Annotated in this window: 22 protein-coding genes; 11 read left to right on the forward strand and 11 right to left on the reverse strand. The window is 71.4% G+C overall.

The window, feature by feature from the left end; translation table 11 throughout:
* Positions 1–133 precede the first annotated feature (133 nt).
* Positions 134–2287, forward strand: a complete 2154-nt coding sequence (locus tag LRM40_RS01080) for a phosphocholine-specific phospholipase C (RefSeq protein WP_151125984.1) — start codon at positions 134–136, stop codon at positions 2285–2287.
* Positions 2288–2338: 51 nt separating this feature from the next.
* Here the strand turns inward: LRM40_RS01080 and LRM40_RS21415 are convergent, their stop codons facing one another.
* Both LRM40_RS21415 and LRM40_RS01100 read right to left on the reverse strand, forming a co-directional pair.
* The gene (locus LRM40_RS21415; protein WP_310739994.1) at positions 2339–4384 is read right to left on the reverse strand and encodes a M61 family metallopeptidase; all 2046 of its coding nucleotides are present in this window, start codon (positions 4382–4384) and stop codon (positions 2339–2341) included.
* Between the two features lie 72 nt (positions 4385–4456).
* Positions 4457–5662: a CaiB/BaiF CoA transferase family protein gene (locus tag LRM40_RS01100; RefSeq protein ID WP_151125731.1), complete on the reverse strand. Its 1206-nt coding sequence runs from the start codon at positions 5660–5662 to the stop codon at positions 4457–4459.
* Between the two features lie 134 nt (positions 5663–5796).
* Here LRM40_RS01100 and aqpZ point away from each other — a divergent pair, with 134 nt between their 5' ends.
* Together aqpZ and LRM40_RS01110 are read left to right on the forward strand one after the other, a co-directional pair.
* Entirely contained in the window at positions 5797–6489 is a 693-nt protein-coding gene (gene aqpZ, locus LRM40_RS01105) for an aquaporin Z (protein ID WP_151125730.1), read from the forward strand.
* The gene (locus LRM40_RS01110) at positions 6486–7361 is read left to right on the forward strand and encodes a hypothetical protein (RefSeq protein WP_151125729.1); all 876 of its coding nucleotides are present in this window, start codon (positions 6486–6488) and stop codon (positions 7359–7361) included. Before aqpZ ends, LRM40_RS01110 begins: the two co-directional genes overlap by 4 nt.
* 21 nt (positions 7362–7382) lie before the next feature.
* Here LRM40_RS01110 and LRM40_RS01115 read toward each other — a convergent pair whose 3' ends face one another.
* Positions 7383–8267 carry a 23S rRNA (adenine(2030)-N(6))-methyltransferase RlmJ gene (locus LRM40_RS01115; RefSeq protein ID WP_151125728.1) on the reverse strand — a complete coding sequence of 295 codons (885 nt, stop codon included), beginning with the start codon at positions 8265–8267 and terminating at the stop codon, positions 7383–7385.
* 61 nt (positions 8268–8328) lie between these two features.
* Here LRM40_RS01115 and LRM40_RS01120 point away from each other — a divergent pair, with 61 nt between their 5' ends.
* Positions 8329–9432 carry an alkene reductase gene (locus tag LRM40_RS01120; RefSeq protein ID WP_151125727.1) on the forward strand — a complete coding sequence of 368 codons (1104 nt, stop codon included), beginning with the start codon at positions 8329–8331 and terminating at the stop codon, positions 9430–9432.
* A 47-nt stretch (positions 9433–9479) separates the two neighbouring features.
* Here LRM40_RS01120 and LRM40_RS01125 read toward each other — a convergent pair whose 3' ends face one another.
* The 6 genes from LRM40_RS01125 to LRM40_RS01150 form a co-directional block, all read right to left on the reverse strand.
* Positions 9480–10073: an MOSC domain-containing protein gene (locus tag LRM40_RS01125; RefSeq protein WP_151125726.1), complete on the reverse strand. Its 594-nt coding sequence runs from the start codon at positions 10071–10073 to the stop codon at positions 9480–9482.
* 47 nt (positions 10074–10120) lie between these two features.
* Entirely contained in the window at positions 10121–11317 is a 1197-nt protein-coding gene (locus LRM40_RS01130) for a hypothetical protein (RefSeq protein ID WP_151125725.1), read from the reverse strand.
* Between the two features lie 18 nt (positions 11318–11335).
* Positions 11336–12223 (reverse strand): hypothetical protein, encoded by an 888-nt coding sequence (locus LRM40_RS01135; protein ID WP_231067655.1) that lies wholly within the window; start codon positions 12221–12223, stop codon positions 11336–11338.
* A 183-nt stretch (positions 12224–12406) separates the two neighbouring features.
* A complete protein-coding gene (locus LRM40_RS01140; RefSeq protein WP_151125724.1) occupies positions 12407–12661 on the reverse strand; it encodes a hypothetical protein in 255 nt (84 codons plus the stop codon).
* 16 nt (positions 12662–12677) lie between these two features.
* Complete coding sequence (feoB, locus tag LRM40_RS01145) at positions 12678–14588, reverse strand: ferrous iron transporter B (protein ID WP_151125723.1); 1911 nt, start codon at positions 14586–14588, stop codon at positions 12678–12680.
* Positions 14589–14599: 11 nt separating this feature from the next.
* Positions 14600–14848 carry a FeoA family protein gene (locus LRM40_RS01150; RefSeq protein ID WP_151125722.1) on the reverse strand — a complete coding sequence of 83 codons (249 nt, stop codon included), beginning with the start codon at positions 14846–14848 and terminating at the stop codon, positions 14600–14602.
* Between the two features lie 350 nt (positions 14849–15198).
* Here LRM40_RS01150 and LRM40_RS01155 point away from each other — a divergent pair, with 350 nt between their 5' ends.
* The 5 genes from LRM40_RS01155 to LRM40_RS01175 all read left to right on the forward strand — a co-directional run bounded on the left by LRM40_RS01155 (position 15199) and on the right by LRM40_RS01175 (position 21258).
* Positions 15199–17070 carry a phosphoenolpyruvate carboxykinase (GTP) gene (locus tag LRM40_RS01155; RefSeq protein ID WP_151125721.1) on the forward strand — a complete coding sequence of 624 codons (1872 nt, stop codon included), beginning with the start codon at positions 15199–15201 and terminating at the stop codon, positions 17068–17070.
* Between the two features lie 52 nt (positions 17071–17122).
* Positions 17123–17899 carry a metallophosphoesterase gene (locus LRM40_RS01160; protein ID WP_151125720.1) on the forward strand — a complete coding sequence of 259 codons (777 nt, stop codon included), beginning with the start codon at positions 17123–17125 and terminating at the stop codon, positions 17897–17899.
* Between the two features lie 77 nt (positions 17900–17976).
* Positions 17977–18399, forward strand: coding sequence for a universal stress protein (locus LRM40_RS01165; RefSeq protein ID WP_151125719.1), 423 nt, complete (start codon positions 17977–17979; stop codon positions 18397–18399).
* 149 nt (positions 18400–18548) lie between these two features.
* Complete coding sequence (locus LRM40_RS01170) at positions 18549–19859, forward strand: D-amino acid dehydrogenase (protein WP_151125718.1); 1311 nt, start codon at positions 18549–18551, stop codon at positions 19857–19859.
* A gap of 88 nt (positions 19860–19947) precedes the next feature.
* On the forward strand, positions 19948–21258 hold the full coding sequence (locus tag LRM40_RS01175; RefSeq protein ID WP_151125717.1) for an Hsp70 family protein: 1311 nt from the start codon (positions 19948–19950) through the stop codon (positions 21256–21258).
* A 25-nt stretch (positions 21259–21283) separates the two neighbouring features.
* Here LRM40_RS01175 and LRM40_RS01180 read toward each other — a convergent pair whose 3' ends face one another.
* A complete protein-coding gene (locus LRM40_RS01180) occupies positions 21284–22009 on the reverse strand; it encodes a YecA/YgfB family protein (RefSeq protein WP_231067656.1) in 726 nt (241 codons plus the stop codon).
* Between the two features lie 180 nt (positions 22010–22189).
* Positions 22190–23143: a LysR family transcriptional regulator gene (locus LRM40_RS01185; protein WP_151125406.1), complete on the reverse strand. Its 954-nt coding sequence runs from the start codon at positions 23141–23143 to the stop codon at positions 22190–22192.
* A 91-nt stretch (positions 23144–23234) separates the two neighbouring features.
* On the opposite strand from LRM40_RS01185, the gene LRM40_RS01190 reads away from it, so the two are divergent.
* Positions 23235–24755, forward strand: a complete 1521-nt coding sequence (locus LRM40_RS01190) for a CoA-acylating methylmalonate-semialdehyde dehydrogenase (RefSeq protein WP_151125405.1) — start codon at positions 23235–23237, stop codon at positions 24753–24755.
* A 107-nt stretch (positions 24756–24862) separates the two neighbouring features.
* On the forward strand, positions 24863–25522 hold the full coding sequence (locus LRM40_RS01195) for a class I SAM-dependent methyltransferase (RefSeq protein ID WP_151125404.1): 660 nt from the start codon (positions 24863–24865) through the stop codon (positions 25520–25522).
* Positions 25523–25582 lie beyond the last annotated feature (60 nt).

The raw sequence follows: 25582 nt of genomic DNA on the forward strand, positions 1-25582 counted from the left end.
TGCGGGTTGGCGGCGCCGGCCCGGCGGCGGCATCCCCTGTTTGAAGCCCCGGGCCACCCCGGCATGCCACGAAACTGACGCGCGCCGCGGGCAAGCTGATTCGCATCGCCACCGGCCCTTGGGGAGGAACACCATGAGCACCGTCGATCGCCGCCAGTTTCTGCAGGGCGCCGCTGCCGCGGCCGGCACCGCCGCCCTGCCGCCCGCCATCGCCCGCGCGCTGGCCATTCCGGCCCACAACGTGGCCAAGAGCATCCAGGACGTGGCCCATGTGGTCATCCTGATGCAGGAGAACCGCAGCTTCGACCACTACTTCGGCACGCTGCCGGGCGTGCGCGGCTTCGGCGACCGCTTCACCATCCCGCTGCCCGACGGGCAGAGCGTCTGGCAGCAGAGCAACGGCGCGCGCACCGTGCTGCCCTACCACCTGGACAGCAGCGCCGGCAACGCCCAGCGCGCCGGCGGCACGCCGCACTCCTGGCACGATGCGCAGTTCGCCTGGGACCACGGCCGCATGACCCACTGGCCGCTGTTCAAGACCAACACGTCCATGGGCTACTACACCGAGGCCGAGCTGCCCTTCCAGTTCGCCCTGGCCAATGCCTTCACCGTCTGCGACGCCTACCACTGCAGCCTGACCGGTGGCACCAACCCCAACCGTCTGTTCCTGTGGACCGGCAGCAACGGCGCCAGCGCCGCCGGCGTGGCCGCGGTGGTCAACGAGTGGGACGGCATGGATGCGCCCACCACCGGCTACACCTGGACGGCCTATGCCGAGCGCCTGCAGGCCGCGGGCGTGCGCTGGAAGATCTACCAGAACATGCCGGACAACTTCACCGACAACCCGCTGGCGGGCTTCGTGAAGTTCCGCCAGGCCAACCTGGACATCGGCAACAACGCCGACGGCTCGCCCTACCTGCCCTATGCCGCCGCGATGGACAGCCTGAACCCGTTGGGCAAGGGCATTGCCAACACCATGCCCGACGGCGGCTTCCTGCAGGCCCTGCGCGACGACATCGCCGCCGGCACGCTGCCCCAGGTGTCCTGGGTGGTGGCGCCGGCCACCTACAGCGAGCACCCCGGCCCCTCCTGCCCGGCCCAGGGTGCCTGGTATGTGGAGCAGACGCTCAACGCCCTGACCGCCAACCCGGCCGTCTGGAGCAAGACGGTGCTGCTGGTGATGTTCGACGAGAACGACGGCTTCTTCGACCACCTGCCGCCGCCGGCTGCGCCCTCGCTCAACCGCGACGGCAGCGAGGCCGGGGCCAGCACCTGCGATGTGAGCGCCGAGCGCTTCACCCACCCGGCGCCGGCCGGCACCAGCGGCCAGCCCAAGCCGGACGGCGGCGTCTACGGCCTGGGCCCGCGCGTGCCCATGCTGGTGCTCTCGCCCTGGAGCCGCGGCGGCTGGGTCAACTCCCAGGTCTTCGACCACACCTCGGTGATCCGCTTCCTGGAGTCGCGCTTTGGCGTGGTGGAGACCAACATCAGCGCCTGGCGCCGCACCGTGGCGGGCGACCTGAGCTCGGCCTTCAACTTCGTCAACCCGAACAACGAGCCCCTGCCCAGCCTGCCGGCGCTGACCAAGGAGGCGGTGGATGCGCTGCGCGCCCAGCAGGAGGCCATGCCCAAGGTGAAGGTGCCCGGCGTGGACCAGCAAACCCTGCCGGTGCAGCCGGCCGGCACCCGGCCCTCGCGCGCGCTGCCCTACGCCCTGGCGGCGGACGCCACGCCCGATGCCGCTGGCCACGGCCTGCTGCTGGACTTCGTCAATGCGGGCGACGTGGGCGCGGTGTTCCACGTCTATGACCGCCTGCACCTGAACCGCAAGCCGCGCCGCTACACCGTGGGCGCCGGCCAGCGCCTGCAGGGCCGCTGGGACCTGCGCGCCAGCGCCGGCCGCTACGACCTGTGGGTGCTGGGCCCCAATGGCTGGCACCGGGCCTTCGTGGGCAGCCTGGCCCGCCGCGCCAGCACGCCGGTGGTGGAGGCTCGGGTGGCGCCCCGGCCCAGCAGCGGCAAGATCCTGCAGGTCACGCTGCAGAACCTGGGCAGCGTGGCGGCCACCGTGCGCATCACCGCGCTGGCCTACCGCACCGACGGGCCCTGGCTGTTCTCGGTGCCGCCGGGCGGCAGCGTCAGCTGGAACCCGGGCCTGGCCGGCTCCCAGGGTTGGTACGACCTGCAGTTCACCATCGAGCAGCTGGAGGGCTGGAGCCGCCGCGCCGCCGGCCGCCTGGAAAACGGCCAGCACAGCGTCAGCGACCCGATGATGGGCCTGGGCTGACGCGCGCTCCGGCGCGGTCCGCCGGGCCTTCAGCGGGCGTTCAGCGGGCGTTCAACGGGCTTTGTAGACCGCGTCCAGCCGGTCGGGCTTGCCGGCCTGGCGTTCCAGCACCGGGTAGCGCAGCCCGCCCTGCCAGTCGATCACCGGCTGCAGGAACAGATCGCCGTCGCGCACCAGCAGGCGGATGGGGGCCTGGCCCTGGCGGTTGGCCGTCACGGCGGCGCTCAGGCGCTCGGGCTTGTAGGCCCGGTCATTGACGGCCACCAGCGTCATGCCTGGCGCCAGGCCGGCGCGGAAGGCCGGGCTGTCCCAGAAGACCTGCTCGAGCTTGCCGTCGCTGGTCACCCGCAGGCCCAGCGAGAAGGCCAGGTCCTGCGGGCGCTCGTCGCCGTCCGGGCCGCTCCAGCCGCGTTCGTTCTGGGCAAAGCGGCTTTCTTCCGTGGACCAGACCAGGCGCCAGCCGCCCCGCTCGATGCCGTCCAGCAGCTGGCGGCCGTCGTGGCCGTCCAGCCAGTCGCGGAAGAAGCCGGCCCAGTCGTGCGGCTGCACCGCGTTCAGGGCCTGCACCAGGGCGTCGAAGTCGTAGACCGCCGGGCGGGGGCTGCCGTCCGCATTCGTGGCATGCGGCGCGCCGAAGAAGGCGCGGGCGACGTCGTCCAGCGAGTGCTGCTGACGGCTCTTCTCGCGGATCAGCGTGTCCACGTCCAGCCACAGCAAGAGGCCCTCGTCGTAGTAGTCGGTGCTGCGCTGCCAGTCCTCCCACTCGGCGCTGTGGCCCGGGCCGACGGTCGGGTCCAGCGTGGTGTCCTGCAGGTTGCGCCAGGCGCGGCCGCTGCGCGCCTGCAGCTCGGCCGCCACCCAGGCCAGGCGGTCGCGCGCCTGCTCCGGCGTGGACAGGCCCGCCCGCGCCGTCAGCACATGGCCCCAGTACTGGGTCAAGCCCTCGTACACCCACAGCAGGCTGTTGCGCATGGGCTGGTTGTAGTTGGCCGTCCAGAGGTCGTCGGGCCGGCGGAACTTGCCGTTCCAGGCGTGGACGTATTCGTGCGGCAGCAGCTCGCGGGCGCGCACGGCGCGGTCCCAGTCGTCGGTGAAGTAGCTGGCCTCCACCCCGTTCTCGCTGGACTCGTGGTGTTCCAGGCCGATGCCGCCGAACTCGTCGGAGATGGCCAGCAGGAAGTCGTAATGCCGGTAGGGGCGGCTGCCGAACAGCCGGTCGGCCTGGCGCACCAGGGCGCGGTGGGCCTCCAGCTGGGCCGGCGTGGCCGCCACCGCCGCGGCCTCGTCGGCCAGCAGGTTGAGCGTGACCGGGGCGGCCGTGCCCGGGGCGTCCAGCGCCACCCGGCGCAGGACCGCGCCAGCGAACAGCGGCGAGTCGATCAGCGTCTCCAGCGAGGTCTCGCCGAAGCTCCACCAGCCCTGGGCATCGGCCGCGGCCGGGGCCTGGCCGTCGGGCCCGCGCAGCGCGGTGGCGGCCTGCCAGCCCGGGGGCAGCTTCAGCCGGGTCTGCACCCGCACGCCGCTGGCGGCGGTGCCGGCCGGGTAGAGCAGCACCGTCTCCCATTCCACGTTCAGCAGGCTGCGGGTGATGGAGATGCGCTCGCTGCTGCGCCGCGCCGGGGCGATGTACTGCAGGCGCAGCTCCAGCTGGTCCACCCCTGCGGGCACCTGCACCCGGTAGGCGTGGGGGTCCACCGTGTCGCGCTGCCAGGCCACAGGCCGGCCGCCGGCGCTGACCATCAGCCCGGCCAGCCGGCTCACATCGCCATAGGGCCCGTGGGCCCCGGGCAGGAAGCGCGGGTACAGCAGCGTCAGCTCGCGCGGTGCCTCCGACGGTGTCACCGGCAGCAGCAGCCGGGCCTGCAGCACCCGGTGGGCCAGGTCGGTGGCGTCCACCTCCAGGCTCAGCGGGGCGGGCCAGGCGGCGGCCGCGACCGCGGGCAGCGCCGGCGGCAGCGGTGCCGCCACCGGGGCGGGCGGTGCGGCTGGGGTGGGTGAGGGGGCCGCCCAGGCCTGGAGGCCGGCCAGGGCCAGGGCGAGCACCAGGGCCTGGCCTGCGCTGCGGGGGCGGGCGGGCAGAGCGGTGAACAGGGACATGGGTGGAACGCTGAAGCAGGGGAGGGCTGGGACGGCGTGCGGCACCCGGCTGCATCGACCGGGCCGCATCGCTCAGGCCGAGTATCCCTGCTCCGGTCGCCGGGCCGCCGGCGGATCCGTCTCCCCCAACCCCGGCGCCAGTGTGCGGATGGCCCCCGGCGTGGCCGAGAGCTTGGGCACGATGCCCGGCACCTCCAGCACCTGGCCGGTGGCGGTGACGATGCGCTCGATCATGCCGCGGGCCCGGTAGTGCGGGTCCTCGGCGATGTCCTGCACCGTGTAGATGCGGCCCACCGGCACGCTCACTGTCTGCAGCGTGGCCACCACCTCGGCCACCGGGCGCTGCACCGTCCAGGCGGTGATGGCCGCGTCGATCTCGTCCACCCGGGCGGCGCGGCCGGCGTTGTGCGCCAGGTCGGGGGCATCGCCCAGGTCGTCGCGGCCGATGGCCGCCATCAGGCGCTTGTAGATGCTGTCGCCGTTGCCGCCGATGACGACCTGGCCGTCGGCGCAGCGGTAGGCGTTGCTGGGGGCGATGCCCGGCAGCGCCGAGCCGGCGGGCTGGCGCACCACGCCGGCCGCGCTGTACTCGGGCAGCAGGCTTTCCATGCAGTTGAAGACGGCTTCGTAGAGGGCCACGTCCACCACCTGGCCGCGGCCCTTGGGCGCCTCGGGGCTGACGGACTTGGCGCGGGCCTGCAGGGCCAGCAGCACGCCGATGACGCCGTGCAGCGCGGCCAGGGTGTCGCCCAGGCTGACGCCGGCGCGCACCGGCGGGCGGCCGGGCTCGCCCATCAGGTGGCGCAGGCCGCCCATGGCCTCGGCCACCACGGCAAAGCCCGGCAGGTCGCGGTAGGGGCCGTCCTGCCCGTAGCCGCTGATGCGCAGCATGATCAGCCCGGGGTTGCGGGCCGCCAGGGCCTCGTAGCCCATGCCCCATTTCTCCAGCGTGCCGGGCTTGAAGTTCTCGATCAGCACGTCCGCCTCGTCGATCAGGCGGCGCACCTCGGCCCGGCCCTCGTCGGTGCGCAGGTCCAGCACCACGCTGTGCTTGTTGCGGCTCTGCACCTGCCACCAGACGCTGGTGCCGTCCTGCACCACCCGCCACTGGCGCAGCGGGTCGCCGGTGCCCGGCGGCTCCACCTTGATGACCTGGGCCCCGAAGTCGCCCAGGGTCTTGCCGGCAAACGGACCGGCGATCAACTGGCCCAGCTCGATCACCTTGAGGCCGCTCAGCGGGCCGCCGTCCTGCGTCTGGGGGATGTGCGGAGTTCTCATCTCTGTTGCAGTTTGTCTCTGGGAGAGGTTCGCCATGGTGACATCGATCACGCCGCGTCGGCTTGGGGGATGGCCCCCGCCAGCGCGCCTTCCTAGGCTGCCGGCTCTTTCAACACCTCGGAGCGGGGACTGCGATGAATTCACTTTCCAAAGCGCTGGCGGCTGAATGCCTGGGCACCTTCTGGCTGGTGCTGGGCGGCTGCGGCAGTGCCGTGCTGGCCGCGGCCTTTCCGGGCCTGGGCATCGGCTTTACCGGCGTGGCCCTGGCCTTCGGCCTGACCGTGCTGACCATGGCCTACGCGGTGGGCCACGTCTCGGGTGGGCATTTCAACCCGGCGGTGTCGCTGGGCCTGTGGGTGGCCGGCCGCCTGCCCACCGGCCGGCTGCTGCCCTATGTGCTGGCCCAGCTGCTGGGCGCGGCCCTGGCCGGCGCGGCGCTCTATGCCATCGCCACCGGCAAGGCCGGCGTGACGCTGGGCGGCTTTGCTTCCAACGGCTACGGTGAGCACTCCCCCGGCGGCTATGGCCTGGCGGCCGCGGCCCTGACCGAGGTGCTGATGACCGCGGTCTTTCTCATCGTCATCCTGGGCGCCACCAGCGAGCGCGCGCCGGCGGGCTTTGCGCCGATCGCGATCGGTCTGGCGCTGACCCTGATCCACCTGATCAGCATCCCCGTCACCAACACCTCGGTGAACCCGGCCCGCTCCTTCGGCGTGGCCCTGTTCGCCGAGCCCTGGGCCCTGCAGCAGCTTTGGCTGTTCGTTGCCGCACCGTTGGGCGGCGCCGTGCTGGGGGCCCTGGTCCACCGGAGCCTGCTGGCCGAATGAACGCCTTGCTCTCGCCCTCGCCGAGCCCCCAGCCCCGCTACCGGGTGCTGGCGGGACACCTGCTGTCCAACCTCGCCCTGGCGCAGTTGCGCCAGGCGCTGGCGCACTTGGCGGGCGGCACGGCCGACACCTGGGTGCTGGGCCCTGCGGAAGAGGCCGACGTGGTGCTGCTGCCCCGGGGCGTGCCCATGCCGCCGGTCGTGCCGCCGGTGCGTCTGGTCTGGGTGGATGGCGCCGAGCAGGCGGCTGCGCCCGGCGTGGGGCAGGGGTGTTCATTGCGCGAGCCCTTCGAGGCCGCGGCCCTGCTGGCGCTGCTGCGCGACGTGGAGCGCAGGCAGCCGGCGCGCCGTCGTCAGGCGGGGGCACCCTCCTGGCATCGGCCCCGGCCACCGGAGTCGCCTCCTGCCCTCGTCCGGCCCACGGATGCGGCGGTGTCCCCGGCTGAGGGGCCTGCGAGGCCCACCGTGCCGGCGAGCTCGCCGGGGACGCTCGCCCCGATCGCCCCGGGCGGCCGGGGGGCCTGGCGGGCCGGACGCCATCTGTACCGGCTGCGCCGCTGGCCCGCGCCGGGCAGCCTGGTGCGTCACCGCTACCTGCCGCGCCTGGCCAGTCTGCTGCTGTCGCGTTCGCTGAGCCTGTCGGGCCTGTCCGCGTTGAGCAACGTGGGTGAGGCGGAGTGCGAGGACTTCCTGGCCGAGATGGACCGCCAGGGGTTGCTGAGCTGTCTGACCGACGACGAGCCGGCTGCGACGGACCCGGCCAAGGCGGCGCCTGCGGACGCGGCCACGCCGGTCGATCCGCAGGGCGGCACCGCGCCACGCGGCAATGGCTGGGTGGCCCGGCTGCGGGCCCGCTGGTCGGCGATGGGCTGAGGCCCGCCGCGGCGCCGGAATTCAGGCCGGCTGTTCTTCCAGCAGGTAGCTGGCGTCGTCGAACTGGGCCAGCGTGTCCACCAGGAAGGGCAGCTCGGCCGCCAGTTCCTGGTGCAGGGTCCAGGGCGGGTTCAGGATGAACACGCCGCTGCCCACCAGGCCGAAGCCCTTGGCATCGGGCTGGGCCACCGTCAGGCGCACATGCAGCCAGCCCTTGGGCGCCAGGGCCGTCAGCCGCTTGGGCAGCTGCACCGCCTCCACCCGGCTGACCTGCGGGTACCAGACCATGTAGACGCCCTCGGCGAAGCGCTGCACGGCGTCGCGCACGCTGGCCACCACCTTGCCGTAGTCCTGCACCAGCTCGTAGGAGGGGTCGATCAGCACCAGGGCGCGGCGCGGCGTGGGCGGCACCTGGCCCTTGAGACCGGCAAAGCCGTCCTCGTTGATCACCTGCACGTTCTTGCCGCCGAAATGGGTGGCCAGGGTGCGGGCATCGGCCGGGTGCAGCTCAAAGAGGCGCATCGAGTCGCCCGGGCGCATGAGCTGGCGGGCGATGGAGGGCGAGCCGGGGTAGAGCGCCAACGGCGGGGTCATGCCCTTTTCCAGCACCGGGGCCTGGCCGTTCTCGTCGGGCTGCAGGTTGAACTCCTGCACCAGGCGCACGTAGTCGGCGGTCAGCGGCGGCAGGTCGGCACGGCTCCACAGCCGGCCGATGCCCTCGCGGTATTCGGTGGTCTTCTGGGCCTGGGCGCCCTTGAGCAGATAGCCCCCGGCGCCGGCGTGGGTGTCGATGTAGCGGAAAGGCTTGTCCTTCTCGCCCAGGTAACGCAGCACGCGCGTGAGCACCAGATGCTTTAGCACATCCGCATGGTTGCCTGCATGGAAGCCGTGACGATAGGCCAGCATTCGGGGGGTCTTTCAGGACAGATCAATCCCGCACTGTACCGGGCTCGGTACGCTTCGCGCCATGGACAAGCTCTTCACCCCCTTCCAGGCCGGCGCCATCGCGCTGGACAACCGCGTCGTCATGGCGCCGCTCACCCGCAACCGGGCCACGAACCAGGTGCCCAACGACCTGATGGTCGAGTACTACCGTCAACGCGCCAAGCCGTCCACCGGCATGGGCCTGATCATCACCGAGGCCACGCCCATCAGCCCGATGGCCCACGGCTACCTCGACACCCCGGGGATCTACACCCCCGAGCAGGTGGCCGCGTGGAAGAAGGTGACCGACGCGGTGCATGCCGAGGGCGGCAAGATCGTGGTGCAGCTCTGGCACGTGGGCCGCATCTCGCACAGCTCGCTGCTGCCGGGTGGCGCCGCACCGGTGTCCTCCACCAGCAAGGCGGCCAACAGCAAGACCTACATCGCCGGCGGCTTCGCGCCCACCTCGGCGCCGCGCGCGCTGACGGTGGAGGAGATCGCCGCCACGGTGCAGGACTACCGCCACGCCGCGCGCTGCGCCATCGAGGCCGGTTTCGACGGCGTCGAGATCCACGCCGCCAACGGCTACCTGATCGAGCAGTTCCTGCGCGACAGCTGCAACGACCGCAGCGACGCCTACGGCGGCTCCATCGAGAACCGGGTGCGCTTCCTGCGCGAGGTGGCCCAGGCCATCGTGGCCGAGATCGGTGCCGGGCGCACCGGCATTCGCCTGTCGCCCATCACCCCGGCCAACGACATCGGCCAGGACAGCAACGCCCAGGCCCTGTTCGCCGCGGTGGCCGGCGTGCTGGCGCCGATGAAGCTGGCCTATGTGCACGTGGTCGAAGGCGCCACCGGCGGCCCGCGCGACCTGTCCGACCAGGGCATCACCTTCGACTTCGCCGCGCTGCGGGCGGCCTTCGACGGCGTGGCCTGGATGGTCAACAACGGCTACGACCGCGCCATGGCCATTGCCGCGGTGGACAGCGGTGCGGCCGACCTGGTGGCCTTCGGCAAGCCGGCCATCTCCAACCCGGACCTGACGCGCCGCCTGCGCGAGAACGCGCCGCTCAACCCGGTGGACCCGGCCAAGCTCTACGGCGGCAGCGGCCCCGAGGGCTACACCGACTACCCGACCCTGGGCTGAGTCCGGACGGTGGGGGCGCGGCCGCCGGTCGCGTCCTCAACCCACCGTCAGTCCACCTTGTTGCGGTGCATCTTGGCCCGGAACAGCTCGGTCAGGGCCAGCTCGCGCGGGCCGGGTTCCAGCTCGATGGCGTCGCCGGCCTGCACCCAGCCCGGCTGCAGCACCGCCAGGTAGCTGCCGCAGAAGCCCGACTGGGCCATCATCTTGGCGGCCTGGGCAAAGCCCATGGCCGCGTTGAACTTGAAGCAGGGCTGGCGCGGTTCGCTGACCACCAGCACGGCGCGCTGGCCATCCCGTTCGGGCAGGTGCAGCCGGTCGCCGATCCACAGCTGGCGCTCGGTCAGGCCCTGGAGCGTCAGGTTCTCGCCCACCAGGCCGGGCGGCACCTCGGCGTCCCAGCCGGCCACGCGGGCCTGGGCCCGCACCGTGCGCCAGAAGGCCAGGTGCTCGCTGGGGTAGGCGTAGACGGCCTTGGACAGGCCGCCGTGCACCGTGGGGTCGGCCTGCTCGTCGCCGGCCAGGCCCATCGGCCCGATGGCCACCGGCCCGGATTGCGGCTGCTTGGCGATGGCCGTCATGACGGTGCGCCCGCCGATCTGCACCGGCCGCGCGGTGCCCACGTTCACGCTCAGGACTCTCATGGCCCGCATTGTGCGGGTGCGCGCCTGGCCGCGCGGCGGCCGGGGTGTCAGGGGCCGTTGCCGCCCAGCCCGGCCAGGTCCTGGCTGGCCCGGTCCACGTCCTTCTGGTACTCGGTCAGGTAGCGGCTGCGCTCTTCGCTCTGCCACTCGGCGTCCGAGAAGCGGTCCAGCCCGTAGCGCTGCGAGGTGTGCACCACGCCGGCCCGGCGCGGCAGCATGGCCCGGTCGGGGAACTGGTCGGGCAGCAGCAGAAAGCCCTCCACGTCCTGCAGCGCCAGCGGGAAGGTCGGCTGGGCGTCGCGGATCAGCCGGCCGAACAGGGTCAGGCGAAAACGCTGGCTGCCGGTGCCGACCTCGTCGTTGAAGGTCAGCAGGGCCAGGGGCTGGCCGCGGGCGTCCACCACCCGGGCGTTGACCACGTAGCGCCCGGCCTGGTGCACCTGGGCCTGCAGGTCGAAAACCAGCGAGCCGTTCACCACCGCTTCGCGGATGCCGCCCCATTCGGCGGGCACCAGGGGCTGATAGACCACATCGAAGGACACCAGGCCCGTGCGGCCGTCCTGGTTGAGCTCCAGCTGCACCCGCACCGTGCCGGCGTAATCGGCAAAGCCCTGCAGGGCCGGGGCCAGCAGCCCGCTGTAGGTGCCGTCGCCGGCCAGCAGGTCGGCGCCCAGGCCGGCGTCGTTGAAGTCGATGGCCACCTGCGGGCGGCCGGCGGCCTGGCGCGGGTCGGGCAGGTCGAAGGCCACGGCGCGGGTGATGGTCAGCGGCAGGCGCTGGCCCTTGTCGTCCACCGCGGCCACGGTCAGCCGCACGGTTTCCTGCCCGCTGGCAAAGACCTTCTCCTGGGTGGTCACGATGCGCACGCCAGCGGCCGGGTCCTGGCCAGGGCGGCGCAGCGGCAGGCTCTGCTCGATGGGGGCGAAGGGGCGCAGCTGGTCGGGGTGCTCGCGCAAGGGGCGCGACTCCGGCGGATAGACCGTCGCCTGGCGGTAGCTGGCCAGGGTCTCCTGCGCGCGTTCCAGCCGGTCCTGGGCCAGGGCCAGACGGCGGTCACGCTGCTTCAGCCCGGCTGCGCTGTAGGGCGCGCGCAGGGGGACGGCCGCGGATGCGGGGGCCGAGGCCGCCGCGGCTGCCCCGGAGGCCGGGGCATCGGCCGGCGCCGAGGCGGCCCCGGCCGACCACCAGCCCAGCACCGCCAGCCCCAGACCGGCCGCCAGGGCCATCCAGCCGCGTGCGCGCATCGCCTGGCCTGCGGGCGCTCAGCGCGCGTTGTTGACCATGTCGCTGCGCACCAGCGACACCACCCCGGCCCAGTTGCCGTTGGTGTAATGGTTGTAGGCCTCGTTGTCGTCGCGGAACTTGACCGAGTGGTAGCCCCACTTGGCCCGTCCGCCCTCGTTGGCCGCGGTGCCCAGGGTCAGGTCGTTGCAGAACCAGTCGCTGGGGTTGCAGAAGGCCGCGCCGCTGCTGCCGGACACGCCGCCCGACGAGTGGTAGGCCACCGCCTCGTCGTCCTGCCCGGGCAGCACTGCCGAGTACAGGGTGCCCGAAGCGCCGGCGTACATGTAGAACCACTTGGCGCGGGTGTTGCTGTGGTCGTACATGGCCCGGGCGGTGGTGGTCTTCAGGTCCGACACCAGCGGCTCGGACAGGGCCCAGTCGCCCAGGTCGGCCAGCTCGCTGCCGCCGGCCGCACCGGCGGCGATGTCCACCCACTTGATGTTCCAGCCGGTCTGCGTGCCGGCGCCGCTGGCGCTGCACACACCCGAGCTGTTGGGGGTGGCGTTGGTGATGGTGCGGCTGCTGCCGCCGTACATCGCCAGCGTGTAGCCGATCATCAGGTCACCGGCGCTGTGAGCGGCGATGTAGCACCAGTTGCTGCCCGTGCAGTAGCAGTCCAGCGCGTTGCGCACCAGGTAGTTCTGGTCCGAGATGTGGTTGTAGCCGTCCCAGTTGACGGCCTTCTTGTTGACGCCCGCGGCGGTGGAGGACGGGCCCCAGTAGGTGAAGTCGGCGTAGTTGCCGGCCACCCCGCCGCCGCCGCGGCCATTGACCCAGAGCGAATAGTTGGTGGCCAGGGCGGTCCCTGCCAGGGCCATCGCGGCCAGGGCGGCGAACGCCCACATCCCCATGCGTGCCTGCTTCACGGTGCCTCTCCTCCTCGCGTTGTCTTGTTACACGAACGAACGGTCGTGCGGCGCGATGGTCGCGTGCCGGCGGGACCGCGCGCCATCACGGAAAACCCCAGTCTGCAGGGGCAGCGAGGCGCCGCGGTGACAGCCGGGATGGCCCGGCTTGACGCGGCAGGAAGCCTGAGGCGGCCGGAGGAATCAGTGGCGAGGTGCGCGGTGCAGCGTCACCGGCTTGGGCTGGGCCGGATCGCTGCTGCTGCAGCCGCAGCAGCCATCACCGCCGCCGCAGCCGCCGCCCGCGCTGCCGGCGGCCTTGCGCAGCCAGGCGGCGTTGGGGGCCAGGGGCAGCAGCTTGCGGGCCAGCGGGCGGCGCAGCGCGGCGGGCAGCAGGGTCCAGCCGGCGTACAGGCTGGCGCCCAGGACGATCAGGGCCACGACCAAGTGTTGCAGCATGGTGAGTCTCCTTGCTTCAGGCGGTCAGCGCCAGCGTCACGCGGTAGGTGACGAAGGCGGCCAGGTAGGCCAGGGCGAACAGGTAGATCGCCATGGCGGCGGGGTAGCGCCAGGAGTTGGTCTCCCGCTTGACCGTGGCCAGCGTGGAGATGCATTGCGGGGCGAAGACGAACCAGGCCAGCAGCGACAGCGCGGTGGCCAGGGACCAGCTGTGCGCGATCACCGGGGCCAGGGCGTCGGCCACCGCGTCGTCGGCGGCCGAGAGGGCGTACACCGTGCCCAGGGCGCCCACCACCACCTCGCGGGCGGCCATGCCCGGCACCAGGGCGATGGCGATCTGCCAGTTGAAGCCGATGGGCGCGAAGACGATCTCCAGCAGGCGGCCCAGGTGGCCGGCGAAGCTGTACTGGATGGCCGCGCCGGGGGCGCCCGCCGGTGCCGCCGGGTAGGTGGCCAGGAACCACAGCACCACGGTCAGCGCGAAGATGATGGTGCCCACCCGGCGCACGAAGATGCGGGCGCGCTCCCACAGGCCCAGGCCCAGGTTGCGCAGGCTGGGCAGGCGGTAGGGCGGCAGCTCCAGCATCAGCGGCTGGTAGCGGCTCTTGTGCCACAGGCGCTTGAACAGCCAGGCCACCAGCACCGAACCCAGCACGCCGGCCAGGTAGAGCGCGAACAGGGTCAGCCCGCGCAGGTTGAAGGGCCCCATCGTGGTGTCGGGCACGAAGGCGGCGATCAGCAGTGCGTAGACCGGCAGGCGGGCCGAGCAGGTCATCATCGGCGCGATCATGATGGTCGTCAGCCGGTCCTTCCAGTTGCTGATGGTGCGGGTGGCCATGATGCCGGGCACCGCGCAGGCGAAGGAGGACAGCAGCGGGATGAAGGCGCGGCCCGACAGGCCCACCTTGCCCATCAGGGTGTCGAGCAGGAAGGCCGCGCGCGGCAGGTAGCCGGAGTCCTCCAGCACCAGGATGAAGGCGAACAGGATCAGGATCTGCGGCAGGAAGACCAGCACGCTGCCGGCCCCGGCGATGGCGCCATCGACGATCAGGCTGCGCAGCGGGCCCGCGGCCATGTGCTCGCTGACCCAGGCGCCCAGGGCCTTCATGCCGCTGTCGATCAGGTCGGTGGGCACGCTGGCCCAGGAGAACACGGCCTGGAAGACGATGAACAGCAGCACCGCCAGCAGCAGCGGGCCCACCACCGGGTGCATCACCCAGCGGTCGAGCTGGGCATCCAGCCGGGGCTTGCCGGCCACCACCGGCGGCTGCACCCGCGCCAGGATGCGGCGCACCTGCTGCTGCAGGGCCAGCACGTTGTCCAGCGAGGTCTCTTCGCTGACGTTGATGCAGGCCGGCACGTGCTGGCCGGCGGCGGCCGTCAGGCTGGGGCCCAGCTGGGCCAGCAGCTGGGCGTGGCCGTCGTTGCGCACCCCCACCGTCTCCACCACCGGGCAGCCCAGTTCCTCGGCCAGCGCGGCGGTGTCGATGGCCAGGCCGCGGTCGCGGGCCACATCGGCCATGTTCAGGGCCAGCACCATCGGGCGGCCCAGGGCGCGCAGCTCCAGCACCAGGCGCAGGTTCATGCGCAGGTTGGTGGCATCCACCACGGCCACGATCAGGTCGGGCACGTCCTCGCCCGCGCGCCGGCCTTCGATCACCTCCAGCGTCACCTGCTCGTCCAGCGTGGCCGGGCGCAGGCTGTAGGTGCCGGGCAGGTCGATCACCGAGACGGTGCGGCCGTCGGGCAGGCGCACCTGCCCCATCTTGCGCTCCACCGTCACGCCGGCGTAGTTGGCCACCTTCTGGCGCGCGCCGGTCAGCAGGTTGAACAGGGCGGTCTTGCCGCAGTTCGGGTTGCCCACCAGCGCGACGCTGGGTGCGCGCTGCTTCAGTTCACCCAGGGTGGCGGCCACGGTGTCGCTCATGGTCGTCTCCCTCAGGCCGCCGCGGGCGTCACCGCCACGCAGCCGGCCTCCACCAGGCGCAGGGCGAACAGGGTGTCGCCCACCATCACCGCCAGGGGCTCGCGCCCGCCCGGGCCGCGTTGCACGATCTGCACCGGCTCGCCCGGCAGAAAGCCCAGCTCCGCCAGCCGCAGCAGCGTGCCGTCATCGATCACGGGGCTGGCCGCCTCCAGGCGGTCAACCAGGGCGCGGGCGCCCGTGGGCAGTTGGGACAACAACATGGCGCAAACCAGATCCGGGTGGAACGTGAATGAGATTATGTCTCATTTGCACTGATTCGGGAGAACCCGTGCCGTTCAGTCGACATGCACATCCGTTCATGCGTCTTTTGCATGACTTCCCCAGGGACAGGCCGGTTACCACCGAATTACACTGAAAAGCTACCCCTCGTGCAGCCGGGGCGGGGCCGTCCGGTCACATCCGACCGGGTGCGGTGCCCGGTCCAGGCCCGCATGTCCGCCCCCCGCCACGGGATGGGGCGAGCACCTCGGTCGACCTCCTCGCTGCAGGCCGGTCCCGGCCGGCAGGTGCTGGCCCCATTCCGCCTTTTCCCTCTTGAGGAGCGCTTCCCATGAACCATCCTGCCGCCCCTGGCGTGTCGTTGAACGCCCCGGCCTACGTCAAGAATGCACGCCTGCTGGCCTGGGTCCGCGAGATCGCGGCCCTGACCCAGGCCAAGGACGTGTACTGGTGCGACGGCAGCCAGGAGGAGTACGACCGCCTGTGCCAGCAACTGGTGGACGCTGGAACCTTCAAGAAACTCGACCCGGTCAAGCGCCCGGGCTGCTACCTGGCCGTGACCGATCCGTCCGACGTGGCGCGGGTCGAGGACCGCACCTTCATCTGCAGCCAGAAGAAGGAAGACGCCGGCCCCACGAACAACTGGATGGCCCCGGCCGAGATGCGCACGCTGCTGCAGACCGGTGAGCAGGCCCTGTTCAAGGGCTGCATGGCCGGCCGCACCCTGTACGTGATCCCGTTCAGCATGGGCCCGCTGGGCTCGCCCATCGCCCACATCGGCGTGGAGCTGTCCGACTCGGCCTATGTGGCCGTGAACATGAAGCTGATGACCCGCATGGGCAAGGCCGTGATCGACCTGCTGGGCACCGACGGCGACTTCGTGCCCTGCGTGCACACCGTGGGCGCGCCGCTGGCCGAGGGTGCCAAGGACAGCACCGTCTGGCCCTGCAACCCGACCACCAAGTACATCGTCCACTACCCCGAGACCCAGGAGATCTGGTCCTACGGCTCGGGCTACGGCGGCAACGCTCTGCTGGGCAAGAAGTGCTTCGCGCTGCGCATCGCCTCCACCATGGGCCGCACCCAGGGCTGGCTGGCCGAGCACATGCTGATCCTGGGCGTGACCAACCCCGAGGGCAAGAAGTACCACGTCGCGGCCGCCTTCCCCAGTGCCTGCGGCAAGACCAACTTCGCCATGCTGATCCCGCCGGCGGCCCTGGGCGGCTGGACCGTCACCACCATCGGTGACGACATCGCCTGGATCAAGCCCGGCAAGGATGGTCGCCTCTACGCCATCAATCCGGAGGCCGGCTACTTCGGCGTGGCCCCGGGCACCAACTTCAAGACGAACCCGAACTGCATGGATTCGCTGAAGAAGGACGTGATCTTCACCAACGTGGCGCTGACCGACGATGGCGACGTCTGGTGGGAAGGCATGGACGGCGAGCCGCCGGCCCACGCCATCGACTGGCAGGGCAAGGACTGGACGCCGCAGATCGCCAAGGAGACCGGCGCCAAGGCCGCCCACCCGAACGCCCGCTTCACCGTGGCGGCCACCAACAACCCGGCGCTGGACCCGGCCTGGGACGACGCCAAGGGCGTGGCCATCGATGCCTTCATCTTCGGCGGCCGCCGCAGCACGACGGTGCCGCTGGTGACCCAGGCCCGCACCTGGACCGAGGGCGTGTACATGGCCGCCACCATGGGCTCGGAGACCACCGCCGCCGCCTTCGGCGCCCAGGGCGTGGTGCGCCGCGACCCCTTCGCCATGCTGCCCTTCTGCGGCTACAACATGAGCGACTACTTCCAGCACTGGCTCGACATCGAGCACAAGCTGGAGGGCGATGGCGCCCAGCTGCCCAAGATCTTCTGCGTCAACTGGTTCCGCAAGGGCGCCGACGGCAAGTTCGTCTGGCCGGGCTATGGCGACAACGCCCGCGTGCTGAAGTGGATGATCGGCCGCATCGAGGGCCAGGCCCAGGGCGAAGGCCACTTCTTCGGCATCAGCCCGCGCTACGAGGACCTGGACTGGACCGGCCTGGACTTCTCCAAGGCCCAGTTCGACAGCATCATCGACGCCGACCCGGCGGCCTGGAAGGACGAACTGGCCCTGCACCAGGAACTGTTCGACAAGCTGGCCTACCACCTGCCAGCCGAGCTGAGCGCCACCAAGCAGAAGCTCGAAGCCGCGCTGGCCCGCTGAGGTCAGCCCGGGAGCCCGCGAGCCCGGCCCGCATGGGCGACACTTGCCGCCCATGCGACTCCAGCTCCTGTCCGACCTGCACCTCGAGACCGAGACCTTCGACCCGACGCCGGCCCCCGGCGCCGAGCTGCTGGTGCTGGCCGGCGACATCGACGCCACTTGGGAAGGCCTGACCCGCTTTGCCGATTGGCCGGTGCCGGTGATCTTCGTGCCCGGCAACCACGAGTTCGACCGCCGCGATGTGGACGAGGCCCTGGCGGGCCTGCGCGCGCGCTGCGCCGAACTGGGCATCACCCTGCTGGAGCACGACCAGACGGTGCGCACCGGCGCCGACGGCCGACGGGTGCGTTTCCTGGGCACGGTGCGCTGGAGCGACTTCGACCTCTTCGGCCCTGCCCAGCGCGAGCGCGCGATGCGCGCGGCCGGCTACTTCACCCGGGTGCAGCAGAGCACCCGCGCCGGGGCGGTCTTCGACCCCGAGGCGGTGCGCGCCGCCGGCCTGGCCGACCGGGCCTGGCTGGAGACGGCGCTGATGCCGCCCGCCCAGGACGCCTGGGATGTCACCGTGGTGATCACTCACTTTGCCCCCAGCCTGCGCAGCGCGGACCCGCGTTACGGCCAGCAACCGGGCACGGCCAGCTTCTGCAATGCCGATGACGATCTGATTCCCCGCGCCGACCTGTGGCTGCACGGGCACCTGCACTGTCGTCACGACTACCGTGTCGAGCGGCCAGGACGTGCCCCCGCCCGGGTCGTCTGCCAGGCCCGCGGCCTGGCCAAGAAGGGCGAGGCCGATGGCTTTGAACCTCACCGCCTGATCGAGGTCTGAGCCACTGGCTTGATCCCGGGCAAGAGAAGCCCGGGACAGGCTGACACACTTGAACCCAAACCCCACAGGAGATGACGATGAAGATCCTCGTGCCCGTCGATGGCAGCCCCTACACCAAGCGCATGCTGGCCTATCTGGCCGCGCACGACGAGTGGCTGGGCAGTCAGCACCAGTACACCGTCATCACCGTGGTGCCCGCCGTGCCGCCGCGCGCCGCCGCGGTGCTGGACAAGGCCATGCTGAAATCCCACTACGAGGACGAGGCCGAGAAGGTCTTCAAGCCCATCCGCACCTTCTTCAACCGCCAGAAGATCCCGGCCGAGTTCCTGGCCAAGGTGGGGCCGGCGGCCGACCAGATCACGGCCCAGGCCAAGAAGGGCGGCTACGACCTGCTGATCATGGGCTCGCACGGCCACGGCACCCTGGGCAACCTGGTGCTGGGTTCGGTGGCCACCAAGGTCATGGCCGGCTGCGAGGTGCCGGTCCTGCTCGTGCGCTGAGGTCCTTCCCGCGCCGCTTGAGACATTAGAGACACTGATCGTCTCTGAAATTCATTAAAGCATCTTCATTGCCGCCAGACCTCTGCGCAGAATGCGCCCATTGACATCGATCAGGTGTCTGGTCCCATTTTCTCTCGCGAGGTTGCGGCATGAAGGTCATCGTTCTCGGCGCCGGCATCATCGGCACGGCCACCGCCTGGTTCCTGTCCCAGGAAGGCCATGAAGTCACCGTGGTGGACCGCCAGCCGGACGCCGGCCTGGAGACCACCTACGCCAACGGCGCGCAGATCTCGGTCTGCTTCTGCGAGCCCTGGGCCAATGCCAGCGCGCCCTTCAAGGTGGCCAAGTGGCTGCTCAAGGACGATGCGCCGCTGCTGTTCCGCCCCCACCTGGACCCGTACCAGTGGCGCTGGGGCCTGAAGTTCCTGACCCAGTGCACCGACGCGGCTTTCGCCCGCAACGTGCAGCAGCTGGTGGCCCTGGGCATGTACAGCCATGCCGCGCTCAAGGAAATCCTGGCCAGCACGACCATCGACTACAACCGCCTGGAGAAGGGCATCCTGCACTTCTTCTCCTCGCAGAAGGACTTCGAGGCCGGTGCCCAGGCGGCCGAGCTGATGCGCGACTACGGTGTGGACCGCCGCATCCTGAGCCGTGACGAGGTGCTGAAGGTCGAGCCGGCCCTGGCCCATTCGACCCAGCAGATCTTCGGCGGCACCTACACGCCCAGCGACGAGTCCGGCGACGCCAAGGTCTTCACCCAGCAGCTGGCCCAGCGCTGCGCCGAGCGCGGCGTCAAGTTCCTGTGGCAGCACGAGGTGCAGGGCTTCGACCTGCGCGGCCGCGAGGTCTCGGGCGTCAAGCTGGTGGACCACAGCACCGGCCTGTCGCGCACCGTCACCGGCGACCAGGTGGTGGTGGCCATGGCCTCCTACACCCCGGCCCTGCTGCGTCCGCTGGGCATCGACCTGGACATCTACCCGGCCAAGGGCTATTCGGCCACCATGCGCCTGAAGAAGCCCGAGGCGGCCAGCATGGTCAGCCTGCTGGACGATGGCGCCAAGGTCGCCATCTCGCGCCTGGGCGACCACATCCGCGTGGCCGGCACCGCCGAGATGGCCGGCCTGGACACCCGCCTGGACACGCCCACCGCCAAGGCCCGCTGCGCCGCCCTGGTGCGTCGCTACGAGCAGCTCTTCCCCGGCGTGGCCGACACCAGCGAGCCCAACTTCTGGACCGGCCTGCGCCCCAGCACGCCCAACAACATCCCCTACATCGGCCGCAGCAAGATCAGCAACCTGTGGCTCAACGCCGGTCACGGCACCCTGGGCTGGACCCATGGCGCCGGCTCCGGCAAGGCCATGGCCGAGCTGATCAGCGGCAAGCGCCCGGCGCTGCAGTTCGGCTTCTGCGGCGAGGCCCTGCCGGCCGGCAAGCCCCGGGTGGCCGTGGCGGCCTGAGCGCCCCCCGTACCCCTGCGCCTGTCCAGGGCGGTGAGCGTGGCACCTGCGTGCCACAATCGCCGCCCTTTTTCGTTTCCGCGCCGCCATGACGACCGCTTCGCCCCCCGCCGGCGCCACCGCCGGCTTCTGCGCCATCGACTTCGGCACCTCCAACTCGGCCATCGCCCTGCCGGTGGCCCCGGGTCAGGTGCGCCTGGTCGAGGTCGAGCCCGGCCAGCGCACCATGCCCACCGCCGTCTTCTACGCGCTGGAAGACCTGGCCCCCGACCAGGCGCCCGAGCGCCTGTACGGCCGCGCCGCGCTGCGTGCCTATGTGGACGGTGTCGAGGGCCGACTGATGCGCTCGATGAAGAGCGTGCTGGGCTCCTCGCTGATCGAGCAGAGCACCGACCTGGGCGAAGGCCATGCGGTGACCTTTCTGGAGGTCATCGCCGGCTACCTGCGCCACCTCAAGACCCTGGCCGAGCGCGAGGCCGGCCACGCCATCCCGCGTGCGGTGCTGGGCCGGCCGGTGTTCTTCGTGGACGACGACCCGGCGCGCGACGCCCAGGCCCAGGCCGCGCTGGAAGCCGCGGCGCGCCAGGTCGGCTTCCAGGAGGTGGCCTTCCAGTTCGAACCCATCGCCGCGGCGCTGGACTACGAGGCCACGGTGGACCATGAGCAGCTGGTGCTGGTGGCCGACATCGGCGGCGGCACCTCGGACTTCTCGGTCGTACGGGTGGGGCCGCAGCGGCGCGCCCGCATCGACCGCGCGGACGACATCCTGGCCAGCCACGGTGTGCACGTGGCCGGCACCGACTTCGATCGCCATGTGGAGCTGAGCGCCATCCTGCCGCTGGCCGGCTACCGCGCCCGCGGCCCCAAGCCGGCCGAGCGCGAGGTGCCCAGCAAGGTCTATTTCGACCTGGCCACCTGGCACCTGATCAACACCGTCTACAGCCTGCCGCGGGTGATGGAACTGCGGGGCATGAAGGCCTTCTATGCCGACCCGGGCCTGCACCGCCGGCTGATGACCATCGCGGAGGAGCGCCTGGGCCACGGCCTGCTGGCGCAGGCCGAGGCCGCCAAGATCGCGGTGGCCGAGGGACGCGATGCCACCATCGCGCTGGACAACCTGGAGCGCGGGCTGCAGGCGCAGCTGGGTGAGACCCAGGCGCTGGACGCGATCGAGACCGACCTGGAGCGCATCGTGCAGACCGGGCTGGAGACGGTGCGGCTGGCCGGCGTCACGCCCGAGCGCATCGAGGCGGTCTACCTGACCGGCGGCTCCACCGGCCTGGCGCCGCTGGCCCAGCGCATCGCCGCGCCCTACGCCCGGGCGCGCACGGTGCGCGGCGACCGGCTGGCTTCCGTGGCCCAGGGCCTGGGCCTGCACGCCCAGCGGGTCTTCGCCTGAACGTCGGCGCCTCCGTGGCGGGGGTTCAGTGCTTGGGGCCCGGCTTGCGGGGGCCGCTGCCCGGGCCACGGGGCGTGGGCCGGCCCGGGGCCTTGGCACCGCCGGGGCGCGCGCCCGGCCGCCGGGCGCCGCCGGGCCGGGTCTGACCCGACTGCGGGCGCGTCACATCGGCCAGCAGCAGCGTGCTGCTGACCAGGGCCTCCACGGCCTCCTCCAGATCGGCCGGGGGCTCCAGCTCCTCGATGGCGGCCAGCAGCTCGTCGGCGTCTTCCAGATCGTCCGGGTCGAAGGCGCGGTAGATGGCCGCCAGCGGCTCCATCACCTGCTGCGGGTCCTGCTGCATCAGCTGCGGGAAGAACTCCATCGCCAACGCGAAACCGGCGGCCCAGGGCATCACCGTGGCCAAGGGGTCCATCTCGTCGCCGTCCTCGTCTTCCAGCTCGAAGACCCAGGGGTCGAACCACTGGCGGCCGTGGATGGCGCGGTTCAGTTCGGCGTGGCGGCGCCGGGCCAGACTGGCGATGGGGGCCGGGTCCACGCCCTTGGGCAGCGGCCGGCCATCGGCGTCGAAGACGTGGCGCAGCCACTCGGCCTCGGGCACGGGCGTGGGCTGCAGCAGCACGCCGGCCAGAAAGCCGTCCAGCATCGACAGGTCCAACGGCTCCAGCGGGGCGGGCAGGGCATCCAGGGCGGATTCCAGCGCGTCCATGTCGGCGTCGGACAACGGGGTGGTGGGGATTGAAGCTGCCATCGTGACATTGTCACGCCGCGCAGGGTGTCCCTCTTCAGAGGGATACCGACAAAGCGGAATTTCCTTACAGTGATGCTCATCGAAGCGCAGCTGCGCTTCCTCCGGTCCCAACGACGTCCTCTTGGAGGACTTGAGCGACCTGCCCCGCAAGGGGTGGGTCGTTTTTTTTGGTCGGATCCCTCAGGGGCGGAAGCCGTCCCGGAAGGCCTGGCGCAGGAATTCCACCAGCAGCTGCACCGTGCGCGGCACCTGGGCGGTGCGCGGCCGGATGGCCCACAGGTGGCGACCGAACACCCCCACCGGCCGCCAGCCGGGCAGCACCGGGGTCAGCGCGCCCGAACGCAAGGCGGCCTGGATGCTGAAGTCCGGCAGCAGGGCGATGCCCAGGCCGGCCAGAGCGGCCTCGCGCAGGGCCTCGCTGTTGTTGGCCGCCAGCGGCCCGCCGATGCCCACCGTCACCCGCTCCCCACCCGCGTCGGGCTCGAAGCTCCAGCCCGGGGCCTCGTCCGCCCGGGGGTAGAACAGGCAGCGGTGCCGGGCCAGGTCGGCCGGGTGGGCGGGGGCGCCCTGGGCGGCCAGGTAGCCGGGGCTGGCCACCAGCAGGGTCTCGGTCGGGCACAGGGCCCAGGCCACATGGGTTTCCGGCGGGTCGTCGGTGTGGCGCAGCGCCAGATCGAAGCCCTCGGAGGCCAGGGCCACCAGCCGGTCCGACAGGTCGAGTTCCAGGCGCACTTCGGGATAGGCCTGCAGAAAGGCCGGCAGGCGGGGAAAGAGCTGTTGCCGGGCCAGGGCGACCGGGGCGGTCAGGCGCAACAGGCCGCGCGGCTGGCCGGCCAGGTCGTGCACGCCGGCAAAGGCCTCGGCAATGCTGGCAAAGGCCGGGCGGGTGCTGTCGGCCAGCTGGCGGCCGGCCTCGGTCAGGCGCACGCTGCGGGTGGTGCGGCGCACCAGGGGCACACCGGCGGCGGCCTCCAGTTCGCTGATGCGCAGGCTCATGGCCGCCTTGCTCAGGCCCAGGCGACGGGCCGCGGCGGTGTAGCTGCCGGCCTCGCCCAGCACGGTCAGGGCATGGACATGCGCCCACAGGCTGCCCAGGGGGCGGGAGGCGTCGGTGCGCAGGGGCTCATTGTTCATTTCAGTGAACAATGATTCCAGAATCTGGGCATTGGCGCCAGGCCGGTCGCTGCCTAGACTGGGGGCCTCTCAGAACACACCGGAGACCGCCATGGGCGCCCCTGAAGCCTTCACCCGCAGCACCGACATCGGCCACTTCATCGGCGGCAAGCCGGTGCCTGCCAGCAGCGGCCGTAGCCAGGCCGTCTACAACCCCGCCACCGGGGCGGTGAGCTGCCAGGTGCAGCTGGCCAGCGCCGAGGACGTGAACGCCGCCGTGGCCGCTGCCGCCGCCGCCTTCCCGGCCTGGGCCGACACCCCGCCGATCCGCCGCGCCCGCGTGCTCAACAACTTCCTGGCCCTGCTGAACCAGCACCGCGACACGCTGGCGGCCATGATCACCGCCGAACACGGCAAGGTCTTCACCGACGCCCAGGGCGAGGTGACCCGCGGCATCGAGATCGTCGAGTTCGCCTGCGGCGCACCGCAGCTGCTCAAGACCGACTTCACCGACCAGGTCTCCACCGGCATCGACAACTGGACCCTGCGCCAGCCCCTGGGCGTGGTGGCCGGCATCACGCCGTTCAACTTCCCCTGCATGGTGCCGATGTGGATGTTCCCGATGGCCCTGGCCACCGGCAACACCTTCGTCCTGAAGCCCAGCGAGCGCGATCCGTCGCCCAGCCTGTTCATCGCCGAGCTGCTCAAGCAGGCCGGCCTGCCCGACGGCGTCTTCAACGTGGTGCAGGGTGACAAGCTGGCGGTGGACACCCTGCTGGCCCACCCGGACGTGAAGGCGGTGAGCTTCGTCGGCTCCACCCCGATCGCCCAGTACATCTACGAGACCGGGGCCCACCACGGCAAGCGCGTGCAGGCCCTGGGCGGCGCCAAGAACCACATGGTGGTGATGCCCGACGCCAACCTGGAGCAGGCGGTGGACGCGCTGATCGGTGCGGCCTACGGCTCGGCCGGCGAGCGCTGCATGGCCATTTCGGTGGCGGTGCTGGTGGGCGACGTGGCCGACAAGATCGTCCCGATGCTGGCCGAGCGCGCCAAGACGCTGAAGATCAAGAACGGCATGGAGCTCGACGCCGAGATGGGCCCGATCGTCACCCGCGAGGCGCGTGACCGCATCGAGGGCTACATCGCCGCCGGCGTGGCCGAAGGCGCCACCCTGGTGGTGGATGGCCGCGGCACCACGGTGGCCGGTCATGAAAAGGGCTTCTGGACCGGCGGCACGCTGTTCGACCACGTGACCCCGGCCATGCGCATCTACAAGGAAGAGATCTTCGGCCCGGTGCTGGCCTGCGTGCGGGTGAAGGACTTCGCCGAGGCGCTGGACCTGGTCAACGCCCACGAGTACGGCAACGGCGTGGCCTGCTTCACCAGCGACGGCCAGGTGGCGCGCGAGTTCGGCCGTCGGGTGCAGGTGGGCATGGTGGGCATCAATGTGCCCATCCCGGTGCCCATGGCCTGGCACGGCTTCGGTGGCTGGAAGAAGAGCCTGTTCGGCGACATGCACGCCTACGGTGAAGAGGGCGTGCGCTTCTACACCAAGCAGAAGAGCATCATGCAGCGCTGGTCCAACAGCATCGCCAAGGGTGCCGAGTTCGTGATGCCGACGGCCAAGTAAGCCCGGGGCTTTCCCTCGGCATACCCCCAAGGGTTGACGAGGATCAGCCCGCCCACTGGACAGGGCGGGCGGATCGGCCCGAAGCTGTGGCTTCGGGAGGATCTGCCATGCGCCCTGTCACCTCGTCCCCGCCTCCGGCCCACGCGCCGGATCTGGCACGCGCCCAGGCGCTCTACCGCCAGCGCGCCGCCTTCTACGATGCCGAGCTGGCACCCTTCGAGCCCCTGCGGCGCGAGGCCTTGGCCCTGCTGGGCCTGCAACCGGGGCAGCAGGTGCTGGACCTGGGTTGCGGCACCGGCCTGAGCCTGCCTCTGCTGGCCGAGCAGGTCGGGCCCACGGGCCGCGTCTGGGGGCTGGAGCCCTGTCCCGAAATGGCCGCCCAGGCCCGCCAGCGCTGCGCCGACACCGGCGGGGCCCAGGTGCAGGTCTGCCAGGCGGATGCGCTGCATGCCGACTGGCCGGTCGATCTGCAAGCCGACGCCGCCCTGTTCCTGTTCGCCCACGACCTGCTGCAGCAGCCCGAGGCCCTGGCCGCCGTGATGGACCACCTGCGCCCCGGCGCCACGGTGGTGTCCTGCGGGCTGGAATGGGCGCCGGCCTGGGCCTGGGCCGCCAATGCCTGGGTGCTCAGCGCGGCGCTGTACTCGATGACCACGCTCGACCGGTTGCACCAGCCCTGGGAGCACCTGGCCCGCTGGCTGCCGGACCTGCAGATGCACAGCACCTGGATGGGCTGCATCTACTTCGCCGTCGGGCACAAGCCCTGAGGACCCCACCGGGCGGGCCTGCCGCATGCGTCTCCCCGGTTTGAAGGTGGGGCGAGCCCC

The sequence above is a fragment of the Ideonella dechloratans genome, assembly GCF_021049305.1.
Taxonomy (GTDB): domain Bacteria; phylum Pseudomonadota; class Gammaproteobacteria; order Burkholderiales; family Burkholderiaceae_C; genus Ideonella; species Ideonella dechloratans.